This window comes from Vreelandella piezotolerans, from assembly GCF_012427705.1.
Classification (GTDB): domain Bacteria; phylum Pseudomonadota; class Gammaproteobacteria; order Pseudomonadales; family Halomonadaceae; genus Vreelandella; species Vreelandella piezotolerans.
This window is the reverse complement of record NZ_CP048602.1, coordinates 801,212-821,226: the sequence shown is the minus strand read 5'-3', so window position 1 is coordinate 821,226 and position 20,015 is coordinate 801,212. Positions and strand designations below refer to the sequence as shown.

Genomic DNA, 20,015 nt, shown 5'->3' with positions numbered 1-20,015 from the left:
AGACAGATAAACGGGTATTCAGTAACAAAAACACCCGCCTTCCAGAAGAAGGCGGGTGTCAGCGCAGTGTGGCGGTTAACGCGCCTGCAGTTGGCGATGCAAACGGTGACGACGTTCGAATTCATGCACCCGCTGACGGGCAAACTCGATGGTTTGTGCCGTCATCACGCTACGGTTTTCGTCTTTCAATTCACCGCCCATATGTCGAACGACGACCATGGCGGTCTCGACCATCGCCTCGAAGGCGGCAGAGCTATCCACCGCGCCGGGTAGCGGCATTAGGAACGTAATACCGGGTGTCACGAACTCGTCCATCTCTTCGATGGGGAACGTGCCGGGCTTGAGCACGTTGACCATGGAGAACTGCAGCTCGCTGTCTGGGCTTTCCGTTTCGAAACGGTGAAATACGCCCATGGTACGGCTATAGCGCAGCCCGCATGCCATGATGAGTTCGAGCAACTTACCGCCATCGAACCCGTCCGGGTCACGGGAAAGAACGCTGATCACCACCATCTCGTCGGCATTGGCCAACGTCTCTTTGGCGTGCTCGCCGTTCACATCGTGACGTAGCGCTTTTTCCAAGGTCGGATGGGCGCGCACCACGTTATCTTGTGTAGCGTAGGTCGTTTCCAGCTCGTCATCGACGCCTTGGTAATGCTCATCGTAATGTCGTGCGCTGTCCTCATACTCATCCCATACGGGCGCCGACTGTGGGACCTCCTGTTTGGCGGCTGCTTCATAGGCAGCGGCCTCTCGGGCTTGAGCCTTCTCTTGTGCGATACGTGCTTTTTCCGCTTCAGCAGCCTGCTTGGCTTCACGGCGCTGTTCGGCTTCCAGCGCTTTACGCTCGGCCTTCTGCTTGGCTAATGCTTCGGCGCGTTTGGCTTTCTCGGCCTTTTTGATCGCTCTCTCTTTACGGCGCTCAATGATGCGGCGTTTGAACGAGCGTCCAATACCTTCGAAATCGACCAAGCGGTACTCGTCGATTTCGTCGTCCAGCTCACGGTCGCCAACGGTCTCATCACGCAGTTGCCGACGTTTGGGAGCGTCAGCGGCGTGCTTGGCAAAAACGGCGTCCTCTGGCTCAGCGCGCAGCACCGGTTCAGGATCGGGAGTCGGTGTCGGCTCATCGTCAGCGGCTTCTTTCGCTGTGGGCGCTTCGGCCGTCTTAGGCATGTCAGGCTGAGTGGTTGGCAGCTCATCGGCCGATGCCGTTACAGCGGGCTCTTCTTCGGCCGAAGCGCTCATGGCAGGTGCGCTGCTGGAGGCCTTGACGGGGTCAGGCGTTGCCGCAGGCGTTGGCTGAGTCGCCGCAGGCATTGGCTGGGTCGGCTCTGCATCGACAGACACAGACGGTGGGGGTGCCGTTACCTCTGCGTCGTCTTTGGCAAACACACTCGGCTCGCGACGGAGCTCTGGTTTCACTTCTTGAGCTGCCGCGTGCCGTTCGGCAGGCCCGGGGGCAGCAGGCTCGGGACGAGACGTGGTTTTACTAGAGGGTTTACTGAACGAACGACGGAAATCCGACAGCACTTTGGAAGGGCCAGGGTGCTCTTGGCGTTTGAGCTTGGGCTTTTGTCCCAGCCCGCTATAGTCGGCGGGTTTAACGACCCGAGCACCGCCGTTGGGCAGCTCCCAATTGATCTCGGCTTCTTTCGCCTCGTCGTCTAACTCTTCCAACTTCGCGGTAGGCAAATCTTTTACCGCTTGGTCTAGCCGGGGCACACGACGCTGACGCTGGAGCCTACGCACACCGTCGACAACGATTAGCGAAACCAGTGCCAGTCCTAGAATGATTAACCACTCTCTTAATTCCATGTCGAGCATTCCATGGGTCATCTAACCGGTTACTAGGGCACAGTGCGCGGCACTGCGCCAGAATATGGGAACCTTCTTATAAATCGATATTTAGCACCAAGCATAGCGCGGTTGCTACGAAAAGAGCCAATTTTTGCTGATTTTCACACGTTTGAGCCGCTATGAACGTTTTTTAGGCGAATTTTTCGACCTTATCAACCAGCAAAAGTGCCCATCGCGTTATTTCATCTCTTTAAATAGTGTTTGAACACACCCTGCAAGGGGAAGCCATTACCTGCTTCAATCACTCTATTTAAACGTTATGCTAGTGAATGTTATTCACTATCGCTAGTTTCTTATTAATCCTTTGCGCTTTCGACGGCAGGCTAGGCAGACGAAACGTAACAATAACGCTTTCATGCGGGCGCCTACTCCCACCTCGAGCCGCCCAGGCTCATTGTCAGCAACCCATTGTTATTAAAAGATTTAATTGTCAACGACCTGATCAACGCTGGGTGTTATCAAACGCTGACCAGCAGCGCTCGGCACATGACACGAGCAAATAAGGAAACTCTTGGGAAACCGCGCCCAACATCGTCTCGAACCATGGCCCTACTCGACCAGTTCTGCCGCTTCATCGATCCCCACGGACACCAGCCGTGAGACACCAGGCTCTTGCATGGTGACCCCCATCAGGCGCTCGGCAGCCTCCATGGCGATCTTGTTATGAGTGATGTAGATGAACTGCACGCTTTCCGACATCTCTTTAACGAGCTTGGCGTAGCGGCCCACGTTGGCGTCATCCAGTGGCGCATCGACTTCGTCCAGCATACAAAACGGGGCTGGATTGAGCTGGAAGATGGCAAACACCAGCGACAGCGCGGTCAGCGCTTTCTCGCCCCCTGACAGCAAGTGAATGGTGCTGTTCTTCTTGCCCGGCGGGCGAGCCATGATGGCCACGCCGGTTTCCAATAAATCGTCACCGGTGAGCGTCAACCACGCCGCCCCACCGCCAAATACGCGAGGAAAGAGGGTTTGCAACCCGTTATTCACCTGATCGAACGTTTCCCGGAAACGCACGCGGGTCTCTTGGTCAATCCGTTTGATCGCCCGCTCCAGCGTGTCGAGCGCTTCGGAAAGCTCGGCATGCTGGGCTTCGAGGTAATTACGCCGCTCGGCCTGCTGGTCGTACTCCTCGATCGCGGCGAGGTTGATCGCCCCCAGTCGGCGGATCTTTTCCGAGGTGCTCTCCAAGCGCTCTTGCCACGCTGGCTCACTGGCATCGCTGGGCAGCGTGCTGGCGAGCGCATCGGCATCGTGGCCTAGTTCTGCTAACTGCTCATCCTGGGTGGCGGCTTTGAGCGCCAGCGCCTGCACCTCCATACGGCGCTGCTGGAGCTGTTCGCGGCTCTGTTCCAGATTGCGCTCATGCTGCTGGCGGGCTAGTTCGTCGTTACGCAGCTGCTCGGCCAAGGTTTGAGCTTGCTGGCGCGTCTCGTTGAGCCGCCGCTCCTGCTGTTCGCGCTGGTGAAGCAGCTCTTCGAGCTCCTCAGCGGCCAGCTCGTCGGGCTCGACCAGCATTTCGCGAGACTCTTCCAACTCGGCAATACGCAGCGAGAGGCGCTCTTCGGTATCGCTTGAACGGGCCTCCTGAGCGCGCAGGCTGTCGCGCTCGGCTTTTAAGCGCTCACGCTCCAGGGCCAACGCCTGCTGACGCGCTTTGAGCGGGGCATACTGTTGGTTGAGCTGCTCGCGCTGCTCACGCTGGCGGTGGCGCTGTTCGGCGCTGGTTTCGCGGGCTTCTGCGGCGGTTTCCAGTTGCTCCATGGCCGTGTGCCAACGAGCGCGCTGCTCTTCTAAAGTAAGCGTTAACTCCGCCTCATCTTCTTGCAGTTGCGCCAGTTCGTCGTCCAGCTCCATGGCGCGGCTGGAGAGATGCTCAAGGCGTTGGGCAAGCCGCTGCTCTTGCACCGCTAGCTGTTGGCGGGTGGCGGCGTGGTCGCGCTCCTGCTCCGCCTGCTGCTCACGGGTCAGTTCTAACGTTTCAATCGTCTCGTTGGCGGCTTCGCACTGTTCATCCAAGAGCGCCAGCGCCTCTTCCGCCCGCTCACGCTCTGCGGCCAGCTCCTCAAAGCGACGACGCGTCACCAGTAGCGCATCGACGCCTTCGCCATTGGATTGCTGATGCAGCCAACCGCGACCGCGCCATACGCCGTCTTGGCTAACCACACTCTCACCGGGAGCAAGCGTAGGCAACAACGCTTCCGCCGCGTCAGCAGTATCAACATAGTGAATACTCGCCAACCACTCCGTTAGCGCGCCCGCGCCTTTCACCAAATCGCTGAGGCGATGGCCTGCGCCCGCCGTGGCTGTGGAAGGCGACGCTTGATCAATCAAGCACCACTCTGTCGCCAGCGCTTCGGGCAGCGCGTTTAGCTGATGGGCGGCTACCAGTCGGGCGTTTAACCAAGGGGCGAGTAGCCAGGAAATAACCCGCTCCCAGCCTTGGCTGACCGAAATGGCTTCACCCAAGCGGGGGGCATCAGCAAGGCCATGAGCGGCAAGTGTTTCGCTTAGCTGAGGGTCGTGATCGGCCAGGGCGGCATCCATCAGCGCCTGCAGCGAAGCAAGTTCACCCTGCTGCTGGCTAAGCGCAGCGCGTTGCTCGTCGCGGGAGGTTACCGCTTGCTGGTAGGCGCTTTTGGCATCGCTGTAGCGCTGCTGCCACTGTTCTCGCTCCACTTGGAAGGCGTCGGCACGTTGGTCGGCTTCTTCCAGGCGGGCTTGGTATTCGGCGTGCTCGTTTTGTAGCGCAGTCATGTCGGCCAGCTCGCCGCGCTGCTGGCGGCGGCGTTGCCCCTCAGCCTGCAAACGGGCAATACGCTGCTCTAAATCACGCAGTTGGTCTTGGCTACGGTCGGCATCGCGGCTGGCCTCACGCCAGCGGTTTTCGGCGTCGGCCCACTGCTGTTCGGCGGCTTCCAGCGCTGGCGTTGCGTCGGCCAGGGTCTGCTCGAGCATTTCGAGCTGCTCTTCCAGCGCTTCGTGCTCGGGCAGCAGCTCCTCAAAGCGCTCGTCGATCACCGCGAGCCGCTCTTGGTCGCCCTCGCTGACCTGGCGCTGCTCGTCGAGATCCCGTCGGGCGGTGGCAATGTCGTTAGCCAGCTGTGCTTCGCGGCTGCGGCGGTGGGCTTGATCCTGCTCTAAGCGGGCAATGCGCGTGGTGGTTTCATAAAACTGCTGCTGGTGGCGGTCCAACACGTCGGCCAGCTCGTCGTGCTGTTCGCGGGCCTGCTCCAGGCGGGTTTCGCACTGACGTACGCCAAACACGTCTTTCTCGACGGCAATTTCCAGCTCGCGGACACGGCTCTCTTGGTGAGACTGTTCGGCCCGCAGGGTGCGGCCGCGCAGCAGCGCCAACTCGCCTTTTAAGCGGTACTCTTGCTGTTTGAGCTCTTGGTAACGCTTGGCGGCTTCCGCTTGGCGCTTGAGGCGTTCGAGCTGTTTATCCAGCTCTTCGCGAATATCGTCCAGGCGCTCCAGGTTCTCCTGGGTGCGCCGCATGCGGTTTTCGGTTTCCCGACGGCGCTCTTTGTACTTGGAGATCCCCGCGGCTTCTTCGAGTGTGGCACGCAGGTCGTCGGGGCGCGCTTCGATCAGTCGCGAGATCATCCCCTGGCCGATAATGGCGTAGGAGCGCGGGCCTAGGCCGGTCCCCATGAACAGGTCGGCGATATCCCGGCGGCGGCACTTCTGGCCGTTGAAGAAGTAGTTGGACTGACCATCCCGGGTCACTAGGCGTTTGACGGCAATTTCTGAGTACTGGGCGTATAAACCGCCCATACCGCCATCGCGGTTATCGAACTTCAGCTCGATAGAAGCCTGCCCTACCGGCTTACGCCCGGTAGAGCCGTTGAAAATAACGTCGGCCATGGATTCGCCGCGCAGGGTTTTGGCGGAGGACTCCCCCATCACCCAGCGCACGGCGTCGATAATATTGGATTTACCGCAGCCGTTGGGCCCAACGATGGCCGTCATGTTGCCATCGAAGGGCACGGTGACCGGATCGACAAAGGACTTGAACCCAACGAGACGTATAGAGGTTAAGCGCATTGCGACCCTTAGCAGCGGTAGCTTACGTGGTGGTTATTCAAAAACACGGTTGATAACGACATTGGCGGTAGCGTCTTCGCGAATGGGGCCGACGCTAACGCTCTCCAAATCGCCAAACAGATCCCCAGGCTGCGGCGTGGCCTGCCCAGATTCCGAGACACGCACCACCAGGCGCGCTTCACGCACCTGAGAGATTTGCGCTTGCGGCGACATGGCAGCGGCGTCGTCCAGCACCACGGTCATCGGCAGCTCAGAGACCCGAGCGCGGGTCACCGCCAGCGGCGGCAGCTCGCCATCGATGTCCCGTGCGGTAATGAACACCGTCGCATCGTCGCTGACACGGTCTGCCAGCGCCTCATCCAACGAGACGCTCACCCGCACGCCTTGGCCCTGAGCGGCGGCAGATGGCTCCGGTGCGACGCCCATGCGCTCTTGGGCCACCCGGATACCCTCACGCAGGGAAGCAGCCGTCTCTGGGTCTGAAATATTGGCAACGGCACGGCGCCAACGGTCGACGGCCGTTTCATAATCACCGTTATCGAAGGCGTGAATGCCCAGAAGCCCCAACACGGTGGGCTGACGGGGGTCTAGCTCAAGCGTTTCATCGACCAGCGCCTGTACCTCGGGCGTTAACTCCCGCTCGGCCATGAAGAAGCGGAGCTGCGCCAACTGAGCGAGCAGCGGCGGAATGCGCCCTTCGATGGCGATCAAGCGCTCCAGCGCATCGACCGCTTTGTCAGGCTGACCGGTATCCCGGTAGAGTGGAAACAGCGAGCTCCACACGTTGGGGTTGTTAGGCTGGCGCTCGGCTTCGGCTTCCATGCGCTCCAGGAACATCATCAACGAGCCTTCCGGGTCGTTTCTGATCTCTTCTTGAATCGCGTAGAGCGTCAGGTCTCCTTCGGCACCGTTTTGCTGATACCAAAACGTACTGGCACCCACCACCGCTACCATGACCAGCGGCACCACCAGCCGTCCAGCGCTCGCAGCTTTCAGCGGCCGCTTGGCCTGAGTGGCGGTGTCTTCCAGCAGGCTGCGCTCTAGCTCTAGGCGATCTTCATTAAAACGAGCGTCGTCGATGTCGCCACGCTCGCGTGCCGCTTCCAGGGACGCCATGCGCCGCTGGAAAATCGCCACGTTCTGCTCGGCAGACGTATCGTTGGCTTCAAAGTGATCTAGCTGGTCGCGCAGAACGCGGGCACCGCGCATGGGGGCAATCAGCAGCCATAGAGCAGGTAATAACAGTAGTGCAATCGCTATCCAGAGCGGTGTCATGAAGACCTCTCGCGGTTGATCAGAGCATCCAAGCGGGCGCGCTCTTCGGCGCTCAACGCTTTCGCAGACGCATTCCGTCGAGCACGCACCATCAGTACGACCACGAGCGTGCCGAGGACGAACAGACCGATGGGCAGCCCCCACAGCAGGTAGGTGCGGTTTTCCAGGCGCGGGTTGTAGAGGATGTACTCCCCAAAACGCTGCACCATGTGATTGATGATTTCGATATCCGACTGACCATCTTGAAGCAGCTGATAGACCCGCTCGCGCATATCACCAGAGATCGGCGCATCAGAGTCATCGATAGCCTGGTTTTCGCATAACGGGCAGCGCATGGAGGCCGTGAGGTCACGGTAGCGCTGCTCCATCACCGGGTCGTCGAACTCGCGAACTTCAATGCCTGCCGCCACGACACTGCCCGCCAGTGCCAGCAGCATCACGGCGAAGATCCCACGCATTAACGCCATTTTTCTACCTCCGGCAGGATGCGCTCACGAACGTCTTCAGGTGACACGTATCCTTTATGGTGGTATCGGATCACGCCTGCGGCATCCACCAAAAACGTCTCAGGCGCACCATAAACACCGAGGTCGAAACCCAGGCTGCCCTCGGGGTCGAACACGTTGACCTCGAACGGGTCACCGAACTCGCTCAAAAACTCTAGCCCCTTTTCACGGGTGTCCCGGTAGTTGATGCCGACCATACGAATGCCGTGATCGGCGAGCTCTAAAAGCTGGGGCATCTCCTGCTTACATGCAGGGCACCACTCACCCCAGACATTGACCAGCGTGACCTCCCCCATCATCAGCGTTTGATCCACTTGGCGATCAGCATCGCGTAGCGTGGTGGCTTCGAATACGGGAAACTCACGTGCCATCAGCGCAGAGTCACGCTGCGACGGATCGCGCCCCAACCCTTGGTACAGAAACAGCGCGATACCGAGAAAGCCAATCGGCAGGAGTAAAAGCAGCAGGCGTCGTGTCATACCATAGCCTCCTGAGACGACGAACGATCCGTCCGAGCGGGAGCTGTCTGGCGACTCGCGACACGACGATAGCGTTTATCCACAACGGCTAGAACGCCGCCGAAGGCCATGAGCAGGCCGCCTAACCACAGCCAGCGCACAAACGGCTTGTACTGGACGCGCATGGCATAGCTGCCGTCGCCCAGGTCTTCACCCATGGCCACATAGAGGTCGCGGAACAAACCAGGGCGCAGCGCAACTTGGGTCATGGGCATGCCGGTGGCGAGGTAAAGGCGCTTCTCGGGGCGCATCACGAAGCTGCGTCCCTCGTCCCCGCGCTGTACCTGAATGATCGAAGTATCGGCCAGGAAGTTGGGGCCACGTCGGTTGGTGAGTTCCGTCATGGTGAACTGATAGCCCGCCACTTCCACGGTGGTGCCCGGCGACATGCGCACGTTGCGTTCGATGTTGTAATTCGAAACGACGGCAACGCCCACGATGGTCACCGCAATGCCCACGTGGCCCAGCACCATTCCCCAATAAGAGAGCGAGAGCTTGCGCAGCCCGGCGACAAACGAGCTGGCGTGACGGGTCTTGTCGAACAGGTCGCGCACCATGGGCAGCACGATCCATAGCGCCGACACGATTCCCAATGACACCCACAAATTCCATTCGCCGCCGTAGACCAACGGCATGGCTACACCCAGCACGATGGCAGCTGCTGCTGCGAGACCTAGCTTCCGCCACAGCTCACGACCGCTCATGCTTTTCCAACGCGCCACCGGCCCCAAGCCCATGAAGACACACATCACCACGGTGAGCGGTACGAACAGCGCATTGAAGTAAGGCGGGCCTACGCTGATTTTACCCAGCCCCAAAGAGTCCAGAATCAGCGGGTATACGGTGCCCAGCAGCACCGTGACGGTCATGATGACCAGCAGGATGTTGTTGATCAGCAGCAGGGAGTCCCGCGAAAGCCAGTTGAACCCCACTTTATGGCTGACGCGCGGTGCACGCAGTGCAAACACCAGCAGCGATAGCGTGACGGTGATTGCCAGCAGCATCAGGATGAAGAAGCCACGCGAGGGGTCATTGGCAAAGGCATGGACCGAGGTCAGTACGCCCGAGCGCACCAAGAAGGTGCCCATCAGCGACAGCGAGAACGTCGAGATCGCCAGCAACACCGTCCAGCTCTTGAACGAGCCACGTTTTTCGGTCACCGCCAGCGAGTGAACCAGTGCCGTGCCCGTTAGCCAGGGCAATAGCGAAGCGTTCTCCACCGGGTCCCAGAACCACCAGCCGCCCCAGCCAAGCTCGTAGTAGGCCCACCAGCTGCCGAGTGCGATCCCGACGGTGAGAAACGCCCAGGCCACGTTGGTCCAGGGGCGCGCCCAGCGGGTCCAAGCGGCGTCTAAGCGCCCGCCCAGCAGGGCGGCAATCGCGAAAGCAAACACCACCGAAAAGCCCACATAACCCATGTAGAGCATCGGCGGGTGAACCACTAGGCCAAAATCCTGCAACAGCGGATTCAAGTCGGCGCCATCTTGCGGCATGTTCGGCAGCAAGCGCTCGAAGGGGTTGGAGGTCATCAAAATGAAGAGCAAGAAGCCCACACACACCATGCCCATGATGCCCTGCACTCTGGCCACCATGTCGCGGGGCAAGTCGCCCGAGAAGACCGATGCCGCGAATCCCCAACCCGCCAGCATCAAGCTCCATAGCAGCACCGAGCCTTCATGGTTACCCCACACGGCGCTGAATTTGTAGTACCAGGGCAGCAGAGAGTTGGAGTTGTTAGCGACATTAGCCACGCTGAAATCGTCCAGCATGTAGCTGGCGGTCAAGCAGAGGTAGGCAATGGTCACAAACAGGAATTGGCCGATGGCCATGGGACGACCATAGGCCATCCACAGCGGGCGACGCGTGGCAGCCCCGGCAAGCGGCATCACCGCCTGAACCACCGCCATGAGTAGCGCGATGACCAGGGCAAAGTGGCCGATTTCAGGAATGATCTTAATCAACATGGGTGCTCCGAATTAGCATCAGGCTTTATCGCACAGCGTGCGTGCAGTCGTTAATAGTCGCTTCCTTCTGGGGAGCCTTCCTGCTCTAGGCGCTTGCCCACTTCGGCAGCTTTCGCTTGAAAGTCTGCCGGGGAGTAGCCTGCTTCTTCCAATGCCTGCGCCACTTCGGGCGGCATGTAGTTTTCATCGTGGCGTGCCAACACCTTATCGGCGTAGAGTCGGCCATCGGCCTGCAGTTCGCCGACCACCACCACGCCCTGCCCTTCACGGAATAGGTCCGGCAGAATACCGCTGTAGTAGACCTCTAGATCATCCACGTAGTCAGTCACCACGAACTCAACATCGAGGCTTTCCGGGTCGCGGGACACAGAGCCCTCTTTGACCATGCCCCCCGCGCGAATTTGGCGCTCCATGGGGGCATCGCCTTGGGCAATTTGTACCGGGCTGAAAAACAGATTGATGTTGGCGCGCAGCGCATACAGGGTGAGCCCCACCGCAATGGCGGTGAGCGACAATAGCCCTAAGATAACAAACAGCTTCTGTTTACGTTTAGGCGTCATAGTGAACGTCCTTCTGAGCAGAGTTAACTGGCTCTTGCAGGGGCTGCGCGTGCGATGGCTGAGCGTTGCGCTGGGCATTTTCACGACGCGCCCGGCGCTTTACCACGTTGAGTAGCTGGCGGCGCTCCTGACGTGCGTGCCACACGATCATTAGCATCAACAGCGCAGTAACTCCCCAGGCAGCCCACACGTAGACCGCGTGACCGCCCATGGCAAAAAATTCGTTTAGCGAGGAAAAGGCCATTAGTTCGTCTCCTCGGCAAGCTCGCGCACCCAGCGCTTATTGGCTTCACGACGCAGAATTTCGCTACGCGTGCGCATCAGCGTGAGGGCAATAAAAAAGCTGTAAAAGCCCAATACCATGATCAGCAGCGGTGCCCACATGTCCATGGTCATGGCAGAGCGCCCTGTAATCGTGAAAGTGGCGGGCTGGTGAAGGGTGTACCACCAATCCACTGAGTACTTAATAATCGGAATATTGATCACGCCAACCATCGCTAGCACAGACGCGGCACGGGAGCCGCTATCGCGGCTGCTAAACGCACCGCGCAAGGCAATTACGCCCAGGTAGAGAAACAGCAGAATCAGCATGGAGGTAAGCCGTGCATCCCACATCCACCAGGTTCCCCAGGTGGGCACGCCCCATACTGCGCCCGAAAAAAGCGCTACGAAGGTCATCGCGGCACCCAGCGGGGCCATCACGGTGGCGACCATATCCGCCACTTTGATCTTCCAGACCATGAATACCAGCCCGGAGACCGCCATGGAGACAAAGATGGATTGGGCTAGGAACGCAGCGGGTACGTGGACATAAATGATGCGAAAGCTATTGCCCTGCTGATAATCCGCAGGCGCAAAGACGAGCCCCCAAACGGTGCCGACCAGCAGCAACAGCGTTGCCGCTACCCAAAAAAGCGGTTGCAGTTTGGCGCTAATGGCATAGAACCATTTGGGTGATCTTAGTTTGTTGATAAAGGCCCACATGGTGTTCCCGTCCTCTAACCGTTGATGCTGATGCGCAGCGATGCCGCAATGGCCCAGGGTGCCAGCATCAGTGCTAGCGCCAGCAGTGCCCCTAGAATCGCCAGATGAGCGGCCATTCCATCGCCAAAAATAGCGGCTTGTACGGCACCTGCGCCGAAAATCAGTACTGGAATATAGAGCGGCAGCACCAGCAGCGAGAGCAGCACACCGCCCCGCGCCAGCCCCACCGTCAATGCCGCCCCGATGGCGCCAATCAGACTCAAGCTGGCCGTACCGAGCGCCAACGACAGCGACAGCACGGCGTAGCTTCCTGCGGGAAGCGACAGCATGATGCCCAAGAGTGGCGCCATGAGCGCCAGTGGCAGCCCGGTCAGCAGCCAATGCACCGCCACTTTTGCCAACCCCAGCGCCGCCAGCGGCTGGGGAGCCAGTAGTAATTGCTCAAGGCTGCCATCGTCATAGTCACTGCGAAACAGGCTATCCAGCGAGAGCAGTGCGGCTAGCAGCGCAGCTACCCATAACAGCCCCGGCGCAATGCTTGCCAGCAGCGCTGGATCCGGTGAAATCCCAATGGGGAATAGGGTAATCACCAGTGCAAAGAACACCAGCGGATTGAGCACCTCGCCACGACGGCGCAGCATCAGGGTGAGGTCGCGCTTGAGCGTGGCCTTGATGGCCACCAGCAGACCGCCCTGGGGGGCATGCATGGCCACCTCGGGGGGGCTTAATGGAGCGTGTGAACGTTGCAACGCTGTCTCCTTCTTACCCCAGCTGAATACGCCTGAGCACGGGTGACTCGGCCAGCGCATGGTGCGTGGTCACCAACACACAGCCGCCAGACTGCGCATGGGCCACCAACTGCGCCTCCAGCGCCGCCACCCCTTGACGATCGATGGCAGTGAAAGGCTCGTCTAGCACCCACAGCGCACGCTGAGTGAGGGTCAAACGCGCCAGCGCCACACGCCGCTGTTGCCCGGCAGACAGCTGACCGGCAGGCACGTCCTCGAAACCGGTAAGTCCAACGGCTGCCAGCGCTGCCTCCCGTGCAGGCTCGCTGCCCACCACTCCGCTAAGCGCTTGATACCAAGCTAAATTCTCCAGCGGCGAGAGACCCGCCTTCACACCGGGGGCATGACCTAAATAGAGCAAATTGGCGAGAAAATGTTCACGGGCTTGGCGCATGGGCGCGCCATTCCAGAAAAGCTCGCCACGGTAATCGGTTAATTGCCCTGAGAGTATTTTTAGCAGCGTCGTTTTGCCGCTGCCGTTTGGGCCCTCGATGCGCACGATCTCACCCGATTGGATATCGAGATCGAGCCCTTCAAACAGCCAACGGTCGTCGCGTTCACAGGCCAATTGTCGGGCTTGCAGGCACAGGCTCAAAAGACACTCCAGGCGCATTGATTTTGGGTCGAACTCTACACGGAAAGGCCCTTCCCCGCCAGTCGGGCTCTGCGGTCTTGGGTCGCAGCGTGCCCCAAACCAATGCTTGCTTAAGCACCTCATGGAGGCGTCCTGCAAAAGACAGGACTAGCACTGTATGCAAAAACAGGCTTATACTGTAAACACTGTATGAATAGACACCACAGAATAAAACAACAGGTATCGCCTCAATCAAACGCCTCGACAACGGGCGCTGCATGGGAGAACACACTATGACGATCTGCCTACCCTCTAGGGTAACGTCTCAGGTTCCTTCTTACGTACCCTCTCAGACGCTGTCTCAACCGGTAGCGCCATCGACGCCTACCCCACTAGCGTCTCGCAGCGCCTCATCACATGCGCGCCAAGCGTGCACATCCCCTCGCGTCACACGTCGCAACACCTACGCCCTGCGTATTCGCGGCGACCGCATGCGCGACTGCAATCTCTTCGACGGCGATGTCATCATCATTCACCGTCACCAGCACGACGCCCATCAAGAGACCGCCGTTGCGACGATCAACCAGCGCGAAGTGACGCTTAAGCAGCTCTCCATTAGCCGCTTGGGCATCCATTTATGGCCGGAAGATGCAGCCATACCGGACCTATTCCTGCATAATTGTGACATTCAGGTGCTGGGCATGGTAATGGGCGTGGCCCAACACACCACGGAAACCCAGCATCACTAATTGGTCACCCACCCTGCCGGGAGCCCTCGTTGCGTTTTCGAGTCCCTGATTTAGCCCTTGGTATATGGCACACCGCCGACATCGACGTCGAGAAAAGCCAATTTTTGGCTTGGCTGTGCCATGCCCCCACCCCTGACGCTTTCGACACGCTGCTTCAAGCGGCCAAAGCTGCTCACCCAAACGCTAGCCATCACTGTACGGCCTTCATTGCTGGCCCTCCTGGCGAGCAAACCCATATTGGCTTTTCTGATGATGGCGAACCGGGCGGCACCGCCGGACGCCCCATGTTCCAGGCACTTCAGGGCAGCCAGATCGGCGAAATCGGCTGCGTGGTGATTCGCTACTTTGGCGGCACCAAGTTAGGCACTGGCGGGCTGGCCCGCGCCTATGCTCAGGCCGTCAAAGCCGGCTTGGAAACGCTGCCCACCCGGGAAGTCATCGAGCGGGACAGCTATCGGTTGAAGGTCAGCTTCGCCCACGAAGCGCAAGCGCGCGCATGGTGCGACGAGCAGGCGCTGCCCGTGCAGCAGGCAGACTACGATGGCGACGGCGTGCGCCTGACCATCGGCTGGCCGCGGGATGTCGAGTTGGATATCAGCGGCCTAGAAAACCGCCTCAAAACCGCCGTCGAACCGCGGCGGGCATGAAAAAACGCGGCTTACACGAGCCCTGCTCGATAAGCCACGTTTCAGATGGGCAGCGCTCTAACGGCCGCTTAGCCTAGGTACTTGATCATCACACCAGCGGCGACCGCCGAGCCGATCACCCCGGCCACGTTGGGCCCCATGGCGTGCATCAGCAGGAAGTTGTGCGGGTTCGCTTCCAGTCCGACTTTATTCGCCACGCGCGCGGCCATCGGCACGGCCGACACCCCTGCCGCCCCAATCAACGGGTTGATGGGCATTTTGCTAACCACGTTCATTAGCTTGGCCATCAACACCCCGGCAGCAGTCCCAATGCCGAAGGCTACGATCCCCAGTCCCAGAATACCCAGGGTTTCAAACGCCAGGAAGCTATCGGCCATCAGTTTCGAGCCCACAGAGAGCCCGAGGATGATCGTCACGATATTGATCAGCGCGTTTTGCGCGGTATCGGAAAGGCGCTCGACCACACCACACTCGCGCATCAGGTTACCAAAGCAGAACATGCCTAGCAGAGGTGCCGCGTCCGGTAGAAACAGCGCCACGGCGATCAATAGCATCAGCGGGAAAACCACTTTTTCGAGCTTGGAGACCGGACGCAGCTGCGTCATGGTGATCTTGCGCTCTTTTTCAGTGGTCAGAAGGCGCATGATCGGCGGTTGGATCAATGGCACCAGGGCCATGTAAGCATACGCCGCGACGGCAATCGCCCCTAGTAACTCAGGTGCCAGCACGCTGGAGACGTAGATCGACGTCGGGCCATCTGCCCCGCCGATAATACCAATCGCTGCCGCCTGATTGAGCGAGAAATCCATGATGCCCATGGAGGTCAGCAGCACCGCCCCAAACAGCGTGGCAAAGATACCGAACTGCGCCGCCGCCCCTAAAAACAGCGTACGCGGATTGGCCAGCAGCGGGCCGAAATCGGTCATCGCCCCTACGCCCATGAAGATCAGCAGCGGCGCGATACCAGAGCCAATGGCAACCTTGTAGAAGTTATACAGCATGCCGTCGCTGTAGCCGACGCTCACCGCAATATCTTTCGCGGCGCGCAGTTGATCCGGCGCCGCCGAATCGTGGGCAATCGCCTTGAGGGTGTCACGCCAGCCCTCGACACCGGCCAAGGGGTCGAGTGTAGCTCCCAACGCGGTAGCCATTTGCTGAAGCACGGCGGGCTTGGCGACTTCGATCGCTTGATCCAGCGCCGAAATCGCGAGGCCAGCCTCGGGAATGTTGGCGAGAATGCCACCAAACCCAATCGGTACGAGCAGCAACGGCTCGAACTTCTTGTGAATCGCCAAGTAGAGCAACCCAAGCCCTACAAGGATCATCACCGCTTGGCCAAGCTCTAGGTTATAAAGCCCGGAGCCTTCCCATAAAGTGATTAGTTTATCCATTCCGAGAGGCCCTTAAAGCTCGATCAGCGCATCGCCAACGGCAACGCTATCGCCTTCATTGACGTTGACTTTCGATATCGTACCGGCGCTGCTGGCACGCACTTCGGTTTCCATCTTCATGGCTTCGAGAATGATCACGACGTCGCCTTCGGCCACTTGATCACCTGGACGCACGTTCACTTTGAAGATGTTACCCGCCAGCGGTGCGTCGATGCTGACACCGCTAGACGCAGGGGTGTCAGCCTCAGGCTGTGCGGCGGGCTGCTCCTCAATATTGCCGATCTCGCCACCCTCTGACACCTCGACCACGTACGCCTTGCCGTTGAGCTTCACGGTATAGGTTTCCGGGCCACCGCCAGCGCTCGGTGCGGCGGCAGGAGCGGCGTCTGCTTTGGCCGGTGTCGACGCTTGAGCGGCTTGGGGCGCAGGCTCGAAAGCGTCTTTATTGTCGCGGTTCTTGAGGAATTTCAAACCAATCTGCGGGAACAGCGCATAGGTCAGCACGTCATCCACTTCCCGCTCGTCTTCGGCAAGGCGAATGCCCTCGGCGCTAGCTTTCTCTTTAAGCTCGGCGGCAAGCTTGTCCATTTCCGGGGAGAGGTTGTCTGCCGGGCGGCAGGTAATTGGCTCGCCACCCTCCAGCACACGCTTTTGCAATTCGGCATTGAAGGGTGCCGGGGCAGCGCCGTATTCCCCCTTCAGCAGCGCCTGCACCTCTTTGGAGATTGACTTGTAGCGCTCGCCCATCATGACGTTCATGACCGCTTGGGTGCCCACGATTTGTGACGTAGGGGTCACCAGCGGAATGAACCCGAGGTCTTCACGAACGCGGGGGATTTCACTCAGTACGTCATCCAGCTTGTCGCCAGCGCCCTGCTCTTTCAACTGGCTCTCCATGTTGGTGAGCATGCCGCCGGGCACCTGGGCCACCAAAATGCGCGAATCGATACCGCGCAGCGAGCCTTCGAAGGCGGCGTATTTTTTACGCACTTCGCGGAAGTAGCCAGCGATGTCTTCCAGCAGCTCCAGGTCCAAGCCGGTGTCGCGGTCGGTATCTTTCAACATGGCCACCACGGACTCCGTCGGGCTGTGGCCGTAGGTCATCGACATGGAGGAGATGGCGGTATCGACGTTATCGACCCCTGCCTCGACCGCTTTCAAAATGGTCGAGGTCGATAAGCCGGTCGTCGCGTGACAGTGCAGGTGGACGGGAATGGAGAGCTCTTTTTTAAGACGCGTGACCAAGTCATACGCCGTATACGGCGTGAGTAGCCCCGCCATATCCTTGATAGCCAGCGAATCTGCACCCATTGCGGCAATGGTCTTGGCAAGATCTACCCAGCTATCCAGGGTATGTACCGGGCTCACCGTGTAAGAAATGGTACCCTGCGCATGGCCGCCCACCTGACGCACTGCCTTAATAGCGCGCTCTAAATTGCGCGGGTCGTTCATGGCATCAAATACGCGGAATACATCGACACCATTGGTCTTGGCGCGCTCAACAAACTTATCGACAACATCGTCAGCGTAGTGGCGGTAGCCCAGTAGGTTTTGGCCGCGCAGCAGCATAGCCTGGGGCGTGTTGGGCATCGCCTCTTTAAGGGTGCGAATACGCTCCCACGGGTCTTCCCCTAAGTAACGGATACACGCATCGAAGGTGGCACCGCCCCAGGTTTCCAGCGACCAGTAGCCGACCTTATCCAGCTTTTCGGCAACGGGCAGCATGTCGTCCAAGCGCAGACGCGTGGCAAACAGGGATTGATGCGCATCGCGCAGCACCACATCGGTGATTCCCAGAGGACGTTTTATTTCATTCATGGTCATGGCTCACAGTTTGGCGTTATGAATTTGTAGTAAATTTAACAAAAAAATTGCATCAGGAGCGAAATGGACACGCTGGCGCGTGCCGCTTACTGGCGGCGAGACGAACGATAACGATGCACCGCAGCACTGATCACCGCGACGACTTCGTCGTTTTGACCGTGTTTGGCGGGTGTTTTTCCACTTTTTCGGTCCGCTGGCGCCGCCACAGGGACAGGCTGATAACGGTCGATCAGCTTCGACATCAGCGTGACGCTTATGACCAAAATAGTAAGAAAAACAAAAACAAAGCCCATACCCAGGCCCATTAGAGCAAGCCCCTCTTGGAGCAACTCCGACCCTTGCATAGCGTGCTCTCCTTATTTTATAGGGTTATTGGCACACCAAACGCCTCCAACGGCGCTTGGCGCAATAAGGGTAATACACTAACCTGCCACATCCAGGATAGAATGCAATCGCGCCATAGTGGAAGTCATGGTTGTTAATTTACTACATAAAGGTAAGATCGGTCTCGCACCGATGGAGGGCGTCATCGATGCACTCACTCGAGACCTACTCACTCGGCAGGCCGGCTTTGACTGGTCGGTCACCGAGTTCGTCCGCGTCGTCGACACGCGCCTCCCCCCACGCGTGTTTTATAAACACTGCCCCGAATTACAGCAACGCCCCGTCGCCACGCCCAGCGGCGTGCCGGTGCACCTGCAGTTGCTAGGCGCCGACCCACAGGCTTTGGCGGAGAATGCCCGCCAAGCGCTTGCGTTGGGCGCCATCAGTATCGATCTCAATTTTGGCTGCCCGGCCAAGCTGGTCAACCGCCACGACGGTGGCGCGTCCTTGTTGCGCCAGCCCGAGCGCGTCTACCGCGCCGTGAAAGCGGTGGCCGAGGCGTTAGACGGCGAGATACCGGTGACGGCAAAAATCCGCCTGGGGTTTGCCAATCGTCGCTTGGCGGTGGCGTGTGCGCAGGCCACCGCGTCGGGCGGCGCGGCGCGACTGGTCGTCCACGGGCGGACGCGAGACGAGGGATACCGCCCCCCCGCTCACTGGGAGTGGATCGGCAAAGTGCGCCGCCACGTTTCCATCCCCGTGGTGGCCAATGGCGATATCTGGACACTCGAGGATTACTGGAAAGCGCGCACGCTCTCGGGCTGCTGCGACGTCATGCTAGGACGCAGCGCCCTCGCCGACCCCTGGCTGGCCCCTCGCATTCGCCACTGGCAGCAAACCGGCGAACGCTTGGCGGACACCACTTGGACAATGCGCGCCAGCGTGCTGCAAGAGTACGCCGCGCTGCAGCGCCAACATCTTCCTGACCGCGTGGTGGTCTCCCTGGTGAAGCAGTGGCTTGCCCAGATGCGTCAGGGCAACGCCGAAGCCAACCAGCATTTTCAACGCTTGAAGCGCCTGACCGACTTGGACACACTTCTGGGCAGCCTTACCCCTAGCACGAGCGCGCTCAACGCCTGCGAACCCGCCTAAGGCCATCAAGGACCATCGCCAGCTTTCGCTACCCGACACTCTTCCCCTGGCGTTTTACGGGCCAAAAAAAAGCGCCCTTCCGCAAGGATGCGGGGGCGCTTTACACGATCGCAAGACTACCGCGCGAGCCACGATAGTCAGGCTAGAAAACAGAAAACCCGCTCTCCTATGAGAGCGGGTTTTGGAATCTGGCGCGCCCGGGAGGATTCGAACCTCCGACCACCTGATTCGTAGTCAGGTACTCTATCCAGCTGAGCTACGGGCGCTTTTCATTCATTGCCTAATTCCTTAAGCAAGGAAAGCAGTGTAACATCAAGCACTTAGCTTTGCAACTTGGCGCGCCCGGGAGGATTCGAACCTCCGACCACCTGATTCGTAGTCAGGTACTCTATCCAGCTGAGCTACGGGCGCGTATCAAATTACGATGCTACATCATGCAGTTGGCGGAGAGAGAGGGATTCGAACCCTCGATAGGGCTATAAACCCTATACTCCCTTAGCAGGGGAGCGCCTTCAGCCACTCGGCCACCTCTCCTCAACGGCACGGCGCGAATATTACCGATTTTGATGACTGGTGTCCAGCCTTATTCCGATTTTTTTCGCACCGGCCTAAAATCACCGCTTAAACGCCCTTTAATGAGCGTAACACGGACAGCCATTTATTCTGCTTCGCTTTCACTATTACGTTCACGCTGAATGCGCTGATAGATCTCTTCACGGTGAACCGCGACATCTTTTGGTGCATTCACACCAATGCGCACTTGATTACCTTTCACACCTAATACTGTGACGGTGATTTCATCACCGATCATCAGCGTTTCGCCAACGCGGCGGGTTAGGATGAGCATGG

The 20,015-nt window shown here is 59.2% G+C and carries 18 protein-coding genes and 3 tRNA genes; 3 read left to right on the top strand and 18 right to left on the bottom strand.

Going from position 1 to position 20,015, the window contains the following annotated elements; translation table 11 throughout:
• Window positions 1-75: 75 nt before the first annotated feature.
• The 11 genes from zipA to ccmA all read right to left on the bottom strand — a co-directional run bounded on the left by zipA (window position 76) and on the right by ccmA (window position 13,100).
• Window positions 76-1,818 (bottom strand): cell division protein ZipA, encoded by a 1,743-nt coding sequence (zipA, locus tag GYM47_RS03790; protein ID WP_153842164.1) that lies wholly within the window; start codon window positions 1,816-1,818, stop codon window positions 76-78.
• Window positions 1,819-2,409: 591 nt separating this feature from the next.
• Window positions 2,410-5,910 (bottom strand): chromosome segregation protein SMC, encoded by a 3,501-nt coding sequence (gene smc / locus GYM47_RS03785; RefSeq protein ID WP_153842163.1) that lies wholly within the window; start codon window positions 5,908-5,910, stop codon window positions 2,410-2,412.
• A gap of 33 nt (window positions 5,911-5,943) precedes the next feature.
• On the bottom strand, window positions 5,944-7,185 hold the full coding sequence (ccmI, locus tag GYM47_RS03780; protein WP_153842162.1) for a c-type cytochrome biogenesis protein CcmI: 1,242 nt from the start codon (window positions 7,183-7,185) through the stop codon (window positions 5,944-5,946).
• On the bottom strand, window positions 7,182-7,652 hold the full coding sequence (locus tag GYM47_RS03775) for a cytochrome c-type biogenesis protein (protein ID WP_153842161.1): 471 nt from the start codon (window positions 7,650-7,652) through the stop codon (window positions 7,182-7,184). Before GYM47_RS03775 ends, ccmI begins: the two co-directional genes overlap by 4 nt.
• A complete protein-coding gene (locus GYM47_RS03770; RefSeq protein WP_139525153.1) occupies window positions 7,643-8,170 on the bottom strand; it encodes a DsbE family thiol:disulfide interchange protein in 528 nt (175 codons plus the stop codon). Before GYM47_RS03770 ends, GYM47_RS03775 begins: the two co-directional genes overlap by 10 nt.
• Window positions 8,167-10,173: a heme lyase CcmF/NrfE family subunit gene (locus tag GYM47_RS03765; RefSeq protein ID WP_153842160.1), complete on the bottom strand. Its 2,007-nt coding sequence runs from the start codon at window positions 10,171-10,173 to the stop codon at window positions 8,167-8,169. Before GYM47_RS03765 ends, GYM47_RS03770 begins: the two co-directional genes overlap by 4 nt.
• A 50-nt stretch (window positions 10,174-10,223) precedes the next feature.
• Window positions 10,224-10,733, bottom strand: a complete 510-nt coding sequence (ccmE, locus tag GYM47_RS03760) for a cytochrome c maturation protein CcmE (RefSeq protein WP_044629992.1) — start codon at window positions 10,731-10,733, stop codon at window positions 10,224-10,226.
• Entirely contained in the window at window positions 10,723-10,977 is a 255-nt protein-coding gene (gene ccmD / locus GYM47_RS03755; protein ID WP_153842159.1) for a heme exporter protein CcmD, read from the bottom strand. The genes ccmE and ccmD overlap by 11 nt, the downstream gene beginning before the upstream one ends.
• The gene (locus GYM47_RS03750) at window positions 10,977-11,717 is read right to left on the bottom strand and encodes a heme ABC transporter permease (protein WP_153842158.1); all 741 of its coding nucleotides are present in this window, start codon (window positions 11,715-11,717) and stop codon (window positions 10,977-10,979) included. The genes ccmD and GYM47_RS03750 overlap by 1 nt, the downstream gene beginning before the upstream one ends.
• Before the next feature lie 14 nt (window positions 11,718-11,731).
• The gene (ccmB, locus tag GYM47_RS03745) at window positions 11,732-12,424 is read right to left on the bottom strand and encodes a heme exporter protein CcmB (protein WP_176558205.1); all 693 of its coding nucleotides are present in this window, start codon (window positions 12,422-12,424) and stop codon (window positions 11,732-11,734) included.
• A 55-nt stretch (window positions 12,425-12,479) separates the two neighbouring features.
• Entirely contained in the window at window positions 12,480-13,100 is a 621-nt protein-coding gene (gene ccmA / locus GYM47_RS03740; RefSeq protein ID WP_139525147.1) for a cytochrome c biogenesis heme-transporting ATPase CcmA, read from the bottom strand.
• A 257-nt stretch (window positions 13,101-13,357) separates the two neighbouring features.
• Between ccmA and GYM47_RS18325 the strand changes: the two genes are divergently transcribed.
• Both GYM47_RS18325 and GYM47_RS03730 read left to right on the top strand, forming a co-directional pair.
• The gene (locus GYM47_RS18325; protein ID WP_231125509.1) at window positions 13,358-13,828 is read left to right on the top strand and encodes a LexA family protein; all 471 of its coding nucleotides are present in this window, start codon (window positions 13,358-13,360) and stop codon (window positions 13,826-13,828) included.
• Between the two features lie 29 nt (window positions 13,829-13,857).
• Window positions 13,858-14,475: an IMPACT family protein gene (locus GYM47_RS03730; RefSeq protein WP_139525146.1), complete on the top strand. Its 618-nt coding sequence runs from the start codon at window positions 13,858-13,860 to the stop codon at window positions 14,473-14,475.
• A gap of 68 nt (window positions 14,476-14,543) precedes the next feature.
• On the opposite strand, the gene GYM47_RS03725 is transcribed toward GYM47_RS03730, so the two are convergent.
• From GYM47_RS03725 to GYM47_RS03715, 3 genes are all read right to left on the bottom strand, one after another.
• Window positions 14,544-15,866: a sodium ion-translocating decarboxylase subunit beta gene (locus GYM47_RS03725; protein ID WP_139525145.1), complete on the bottom strand. Its 1,323-nt coding sequence runs from the start codon at window positions 15,864-15,866 to the stop codon at window positions 14,544-14,546.
• 12 nt (window positions 15,867-15,878) lie between these two features.
• A complete protein-coding gene (gene oadA / locus GYM47_RS03720; protein ID WP_153842157.1) occupies window positions 15,879-17,684 on the bottom strand; it encodes a sodium-extruding oxaloacetate decarboxylase subunit alpha in 1,806 nt (601 codons plus the stop codon).
• Window positions 17,685-17,776: 92 nt separating this feature from the next.
• Window positions 17,777-18,034 carry an OadG family protein gene (locus GYM47_RS03715; protein ID WP_153842156.1) on the bottom strand — a complete coding sequence of 86 codons (258 nt, stop codon included), beginning with the start codon at window positions 18,032-18,034 and terminating at the stop codon, window positions 17,777-17,779.
• 127 nt (window positions 18,035-18,161) lie between these two features.
• On the opposite strand from GYM47_RS03715, the gene GYM47_RS03710 reads away from it, so the two are divergent.
• Window positions 18,162-19,166 carry a tRNA dihydrouridine synthase gene (locus tag GYM47_RS03710; protein ID WP_231125508.1) on the top strand — a complete coding sequence of 335 codons (1,005 nt, stop codon included), beginning with the start codon at window positions 18,162-18,164 and terminating at the stop codon, window positions 19,164-19,166.
• 189 nt (window positions 19,167-19,355) lie between these two features.
• On the opposite strand, the gene GYM47_RS03705 is transcribed toward GYM47_RS03710, so the two are convergent.
• From GYM47_RS03705 to csrA, 4 genes are all read right to left on the bottom strand, one after another.
• A tRNA-Arg gene (locus tag GYM47_RS03705) sits at window positions 19,356-19,432 on the bottom strand.
• A gap of 68 nt (window positions 19,433-19,500) precedes the next feature.
• Window positions 19,501-19,577: transfer RNA gene (locus tag GYM47_RS03700), tRNA-Arg, on the bottom strand.
• A gap of 30 nt (window positions 19,578-19,607) precedes the next feature.
• Window positions 19,608-19,700: transfer RNA gene (locus GYM47_RS03695), tRNA-Ser, on the bottom strand.
• Between the two features lie 124 nt (window positions 19,701-19,824).
• A complete protein-coding gene (gene csrA / locus GYM47_RS03690) occupies window positions 19,825-20,013 on the bottom strand; it encodes a carbon storage regulator CsrA (RefSeq protein WP_039180068.1) in 189 nt (62 codons plus the stop codon).
• Window positions 20,014-20,015: the final 2 nt, after the last annotated feature.

What these genes read in the sequence shown, in the direction of transcription:
- csrA (WP_039180068.1), bottom strand. Translation starts at nt 20,013, where the DNA reads ATGCTCATCCTAACCCGCCGCGTTGGCGAAACGCTGATGATCGGTGAT.
- GYM47_RS03710 (WP_231125508.1), top strand. Translation starts at nt 18,162, where the DNA reads ATGGTTGTTAATTTACTACATAAAGGTAAGATCGGTCTCGCACCGATG.
- GYM47_RS03770 (WP_139525153.1), bottom strand. Translation starts at nt 8,170, where the DNA reads ATGACACGACGCCTGCTGCTTTTACTCCTGCCGATTGGCTTTCTCGGT.
- GYM47_RS03775 (WP_153842161.1), bottom strand. Translation starts at nt 7,652, where the DNA reads ATGGCGTTAATGCGTGGGATCTTCGCCGTGATGCTGCTGGCACTGGCG.
- zipA (WP_153842164.1), bottom strand. Translation starts at nt 1,818, where the DNA reads ATGGAATTAAGAGAGTGGTTAATCATTCTAGGACTGGCACTGGTTTCG.
- ccmI (WP_153842162.1), bottom strand. Translation starts at nt 7,185, where the DNA reads ATGACACCGCTCTGGATAGCGATTGCACTACTGTTATTACCTGCTCTA.
- GYM47_RS03750 (WP_153842158.1), bottom strand. Translation starts at nt 11,717, where the DNA reads ATGTGGGCCTTTATCAACAAACTAAGATCACCCAAATGGTTCTATGCC.
- ccmB (WP_176558205.1), bottom strand. Translation starts at nt 12,424, where the DNA reads ATGCATGCCCCCCAGGGCGGTCTGCTGGTGGCCATCAAGGCCACGCTC.
- ccmD (WP_153842159.1), bottom strand. Translation starts at nt 10,977, where the DNA reads ATGGCCTTTTCCTCGCTAAACGAATTTTTTGCCATGGGCGGTCACGCG.
- GYM47_RS18325 (WP_231125509.1), top strand. Translation starts at nt 13,358, where the DNA reads ATGGGAGAACACACTATGACGATCTGCCTACCCTCTAGGGTAACGTCT.
- GYM47_RS03765 (WP_153842160.1), bottom strand. Translation starts at nt 10,173, where the DNA reads ATGTTGATTAAGATCATTCCTGAAATCGGCCACTTTGCCCTGGTCATC.
- GYM47_RS03715 (WP_153842156.1), bottom strand. Translation starts at nt 18,034, where the DNA reads ATGCAAGGGTCGGAGTTGCTCCAAGAGGGGCTTGCTCTAATGGGCCTG.
- oadA (WP_153842157.1), bottom strand. Translation starts at nt 17,684, where the DNA reads ATGAATGAAATAAAACGTCCTCTGGGAATCACCGATGTGGTGCTGCGC.
- smc (WP_153842163.1), bottom strand. Translation starts at nt 5,910, where the DNA reads ATGCGCTTAACCTCTATACGTCTCGTTGGGTTCAAGTCCTTTGTCGAT.
- ccmE (WP_044629992.1), bottom strand. Translation starts at nt 10,733, where the DNA reads ATGACGCCTAAACGTAAACAGAAGCTGTTTGTTATCTTAGGGCTATTG.
- GYM47_RS03725 (WP_139525145.1), bottom strand. Translation starts at nt 15,866, where the DNA reads ATGGATAAACTAATCACTTTATGGGAAGGCTCCGGGCTTTATAACCTA.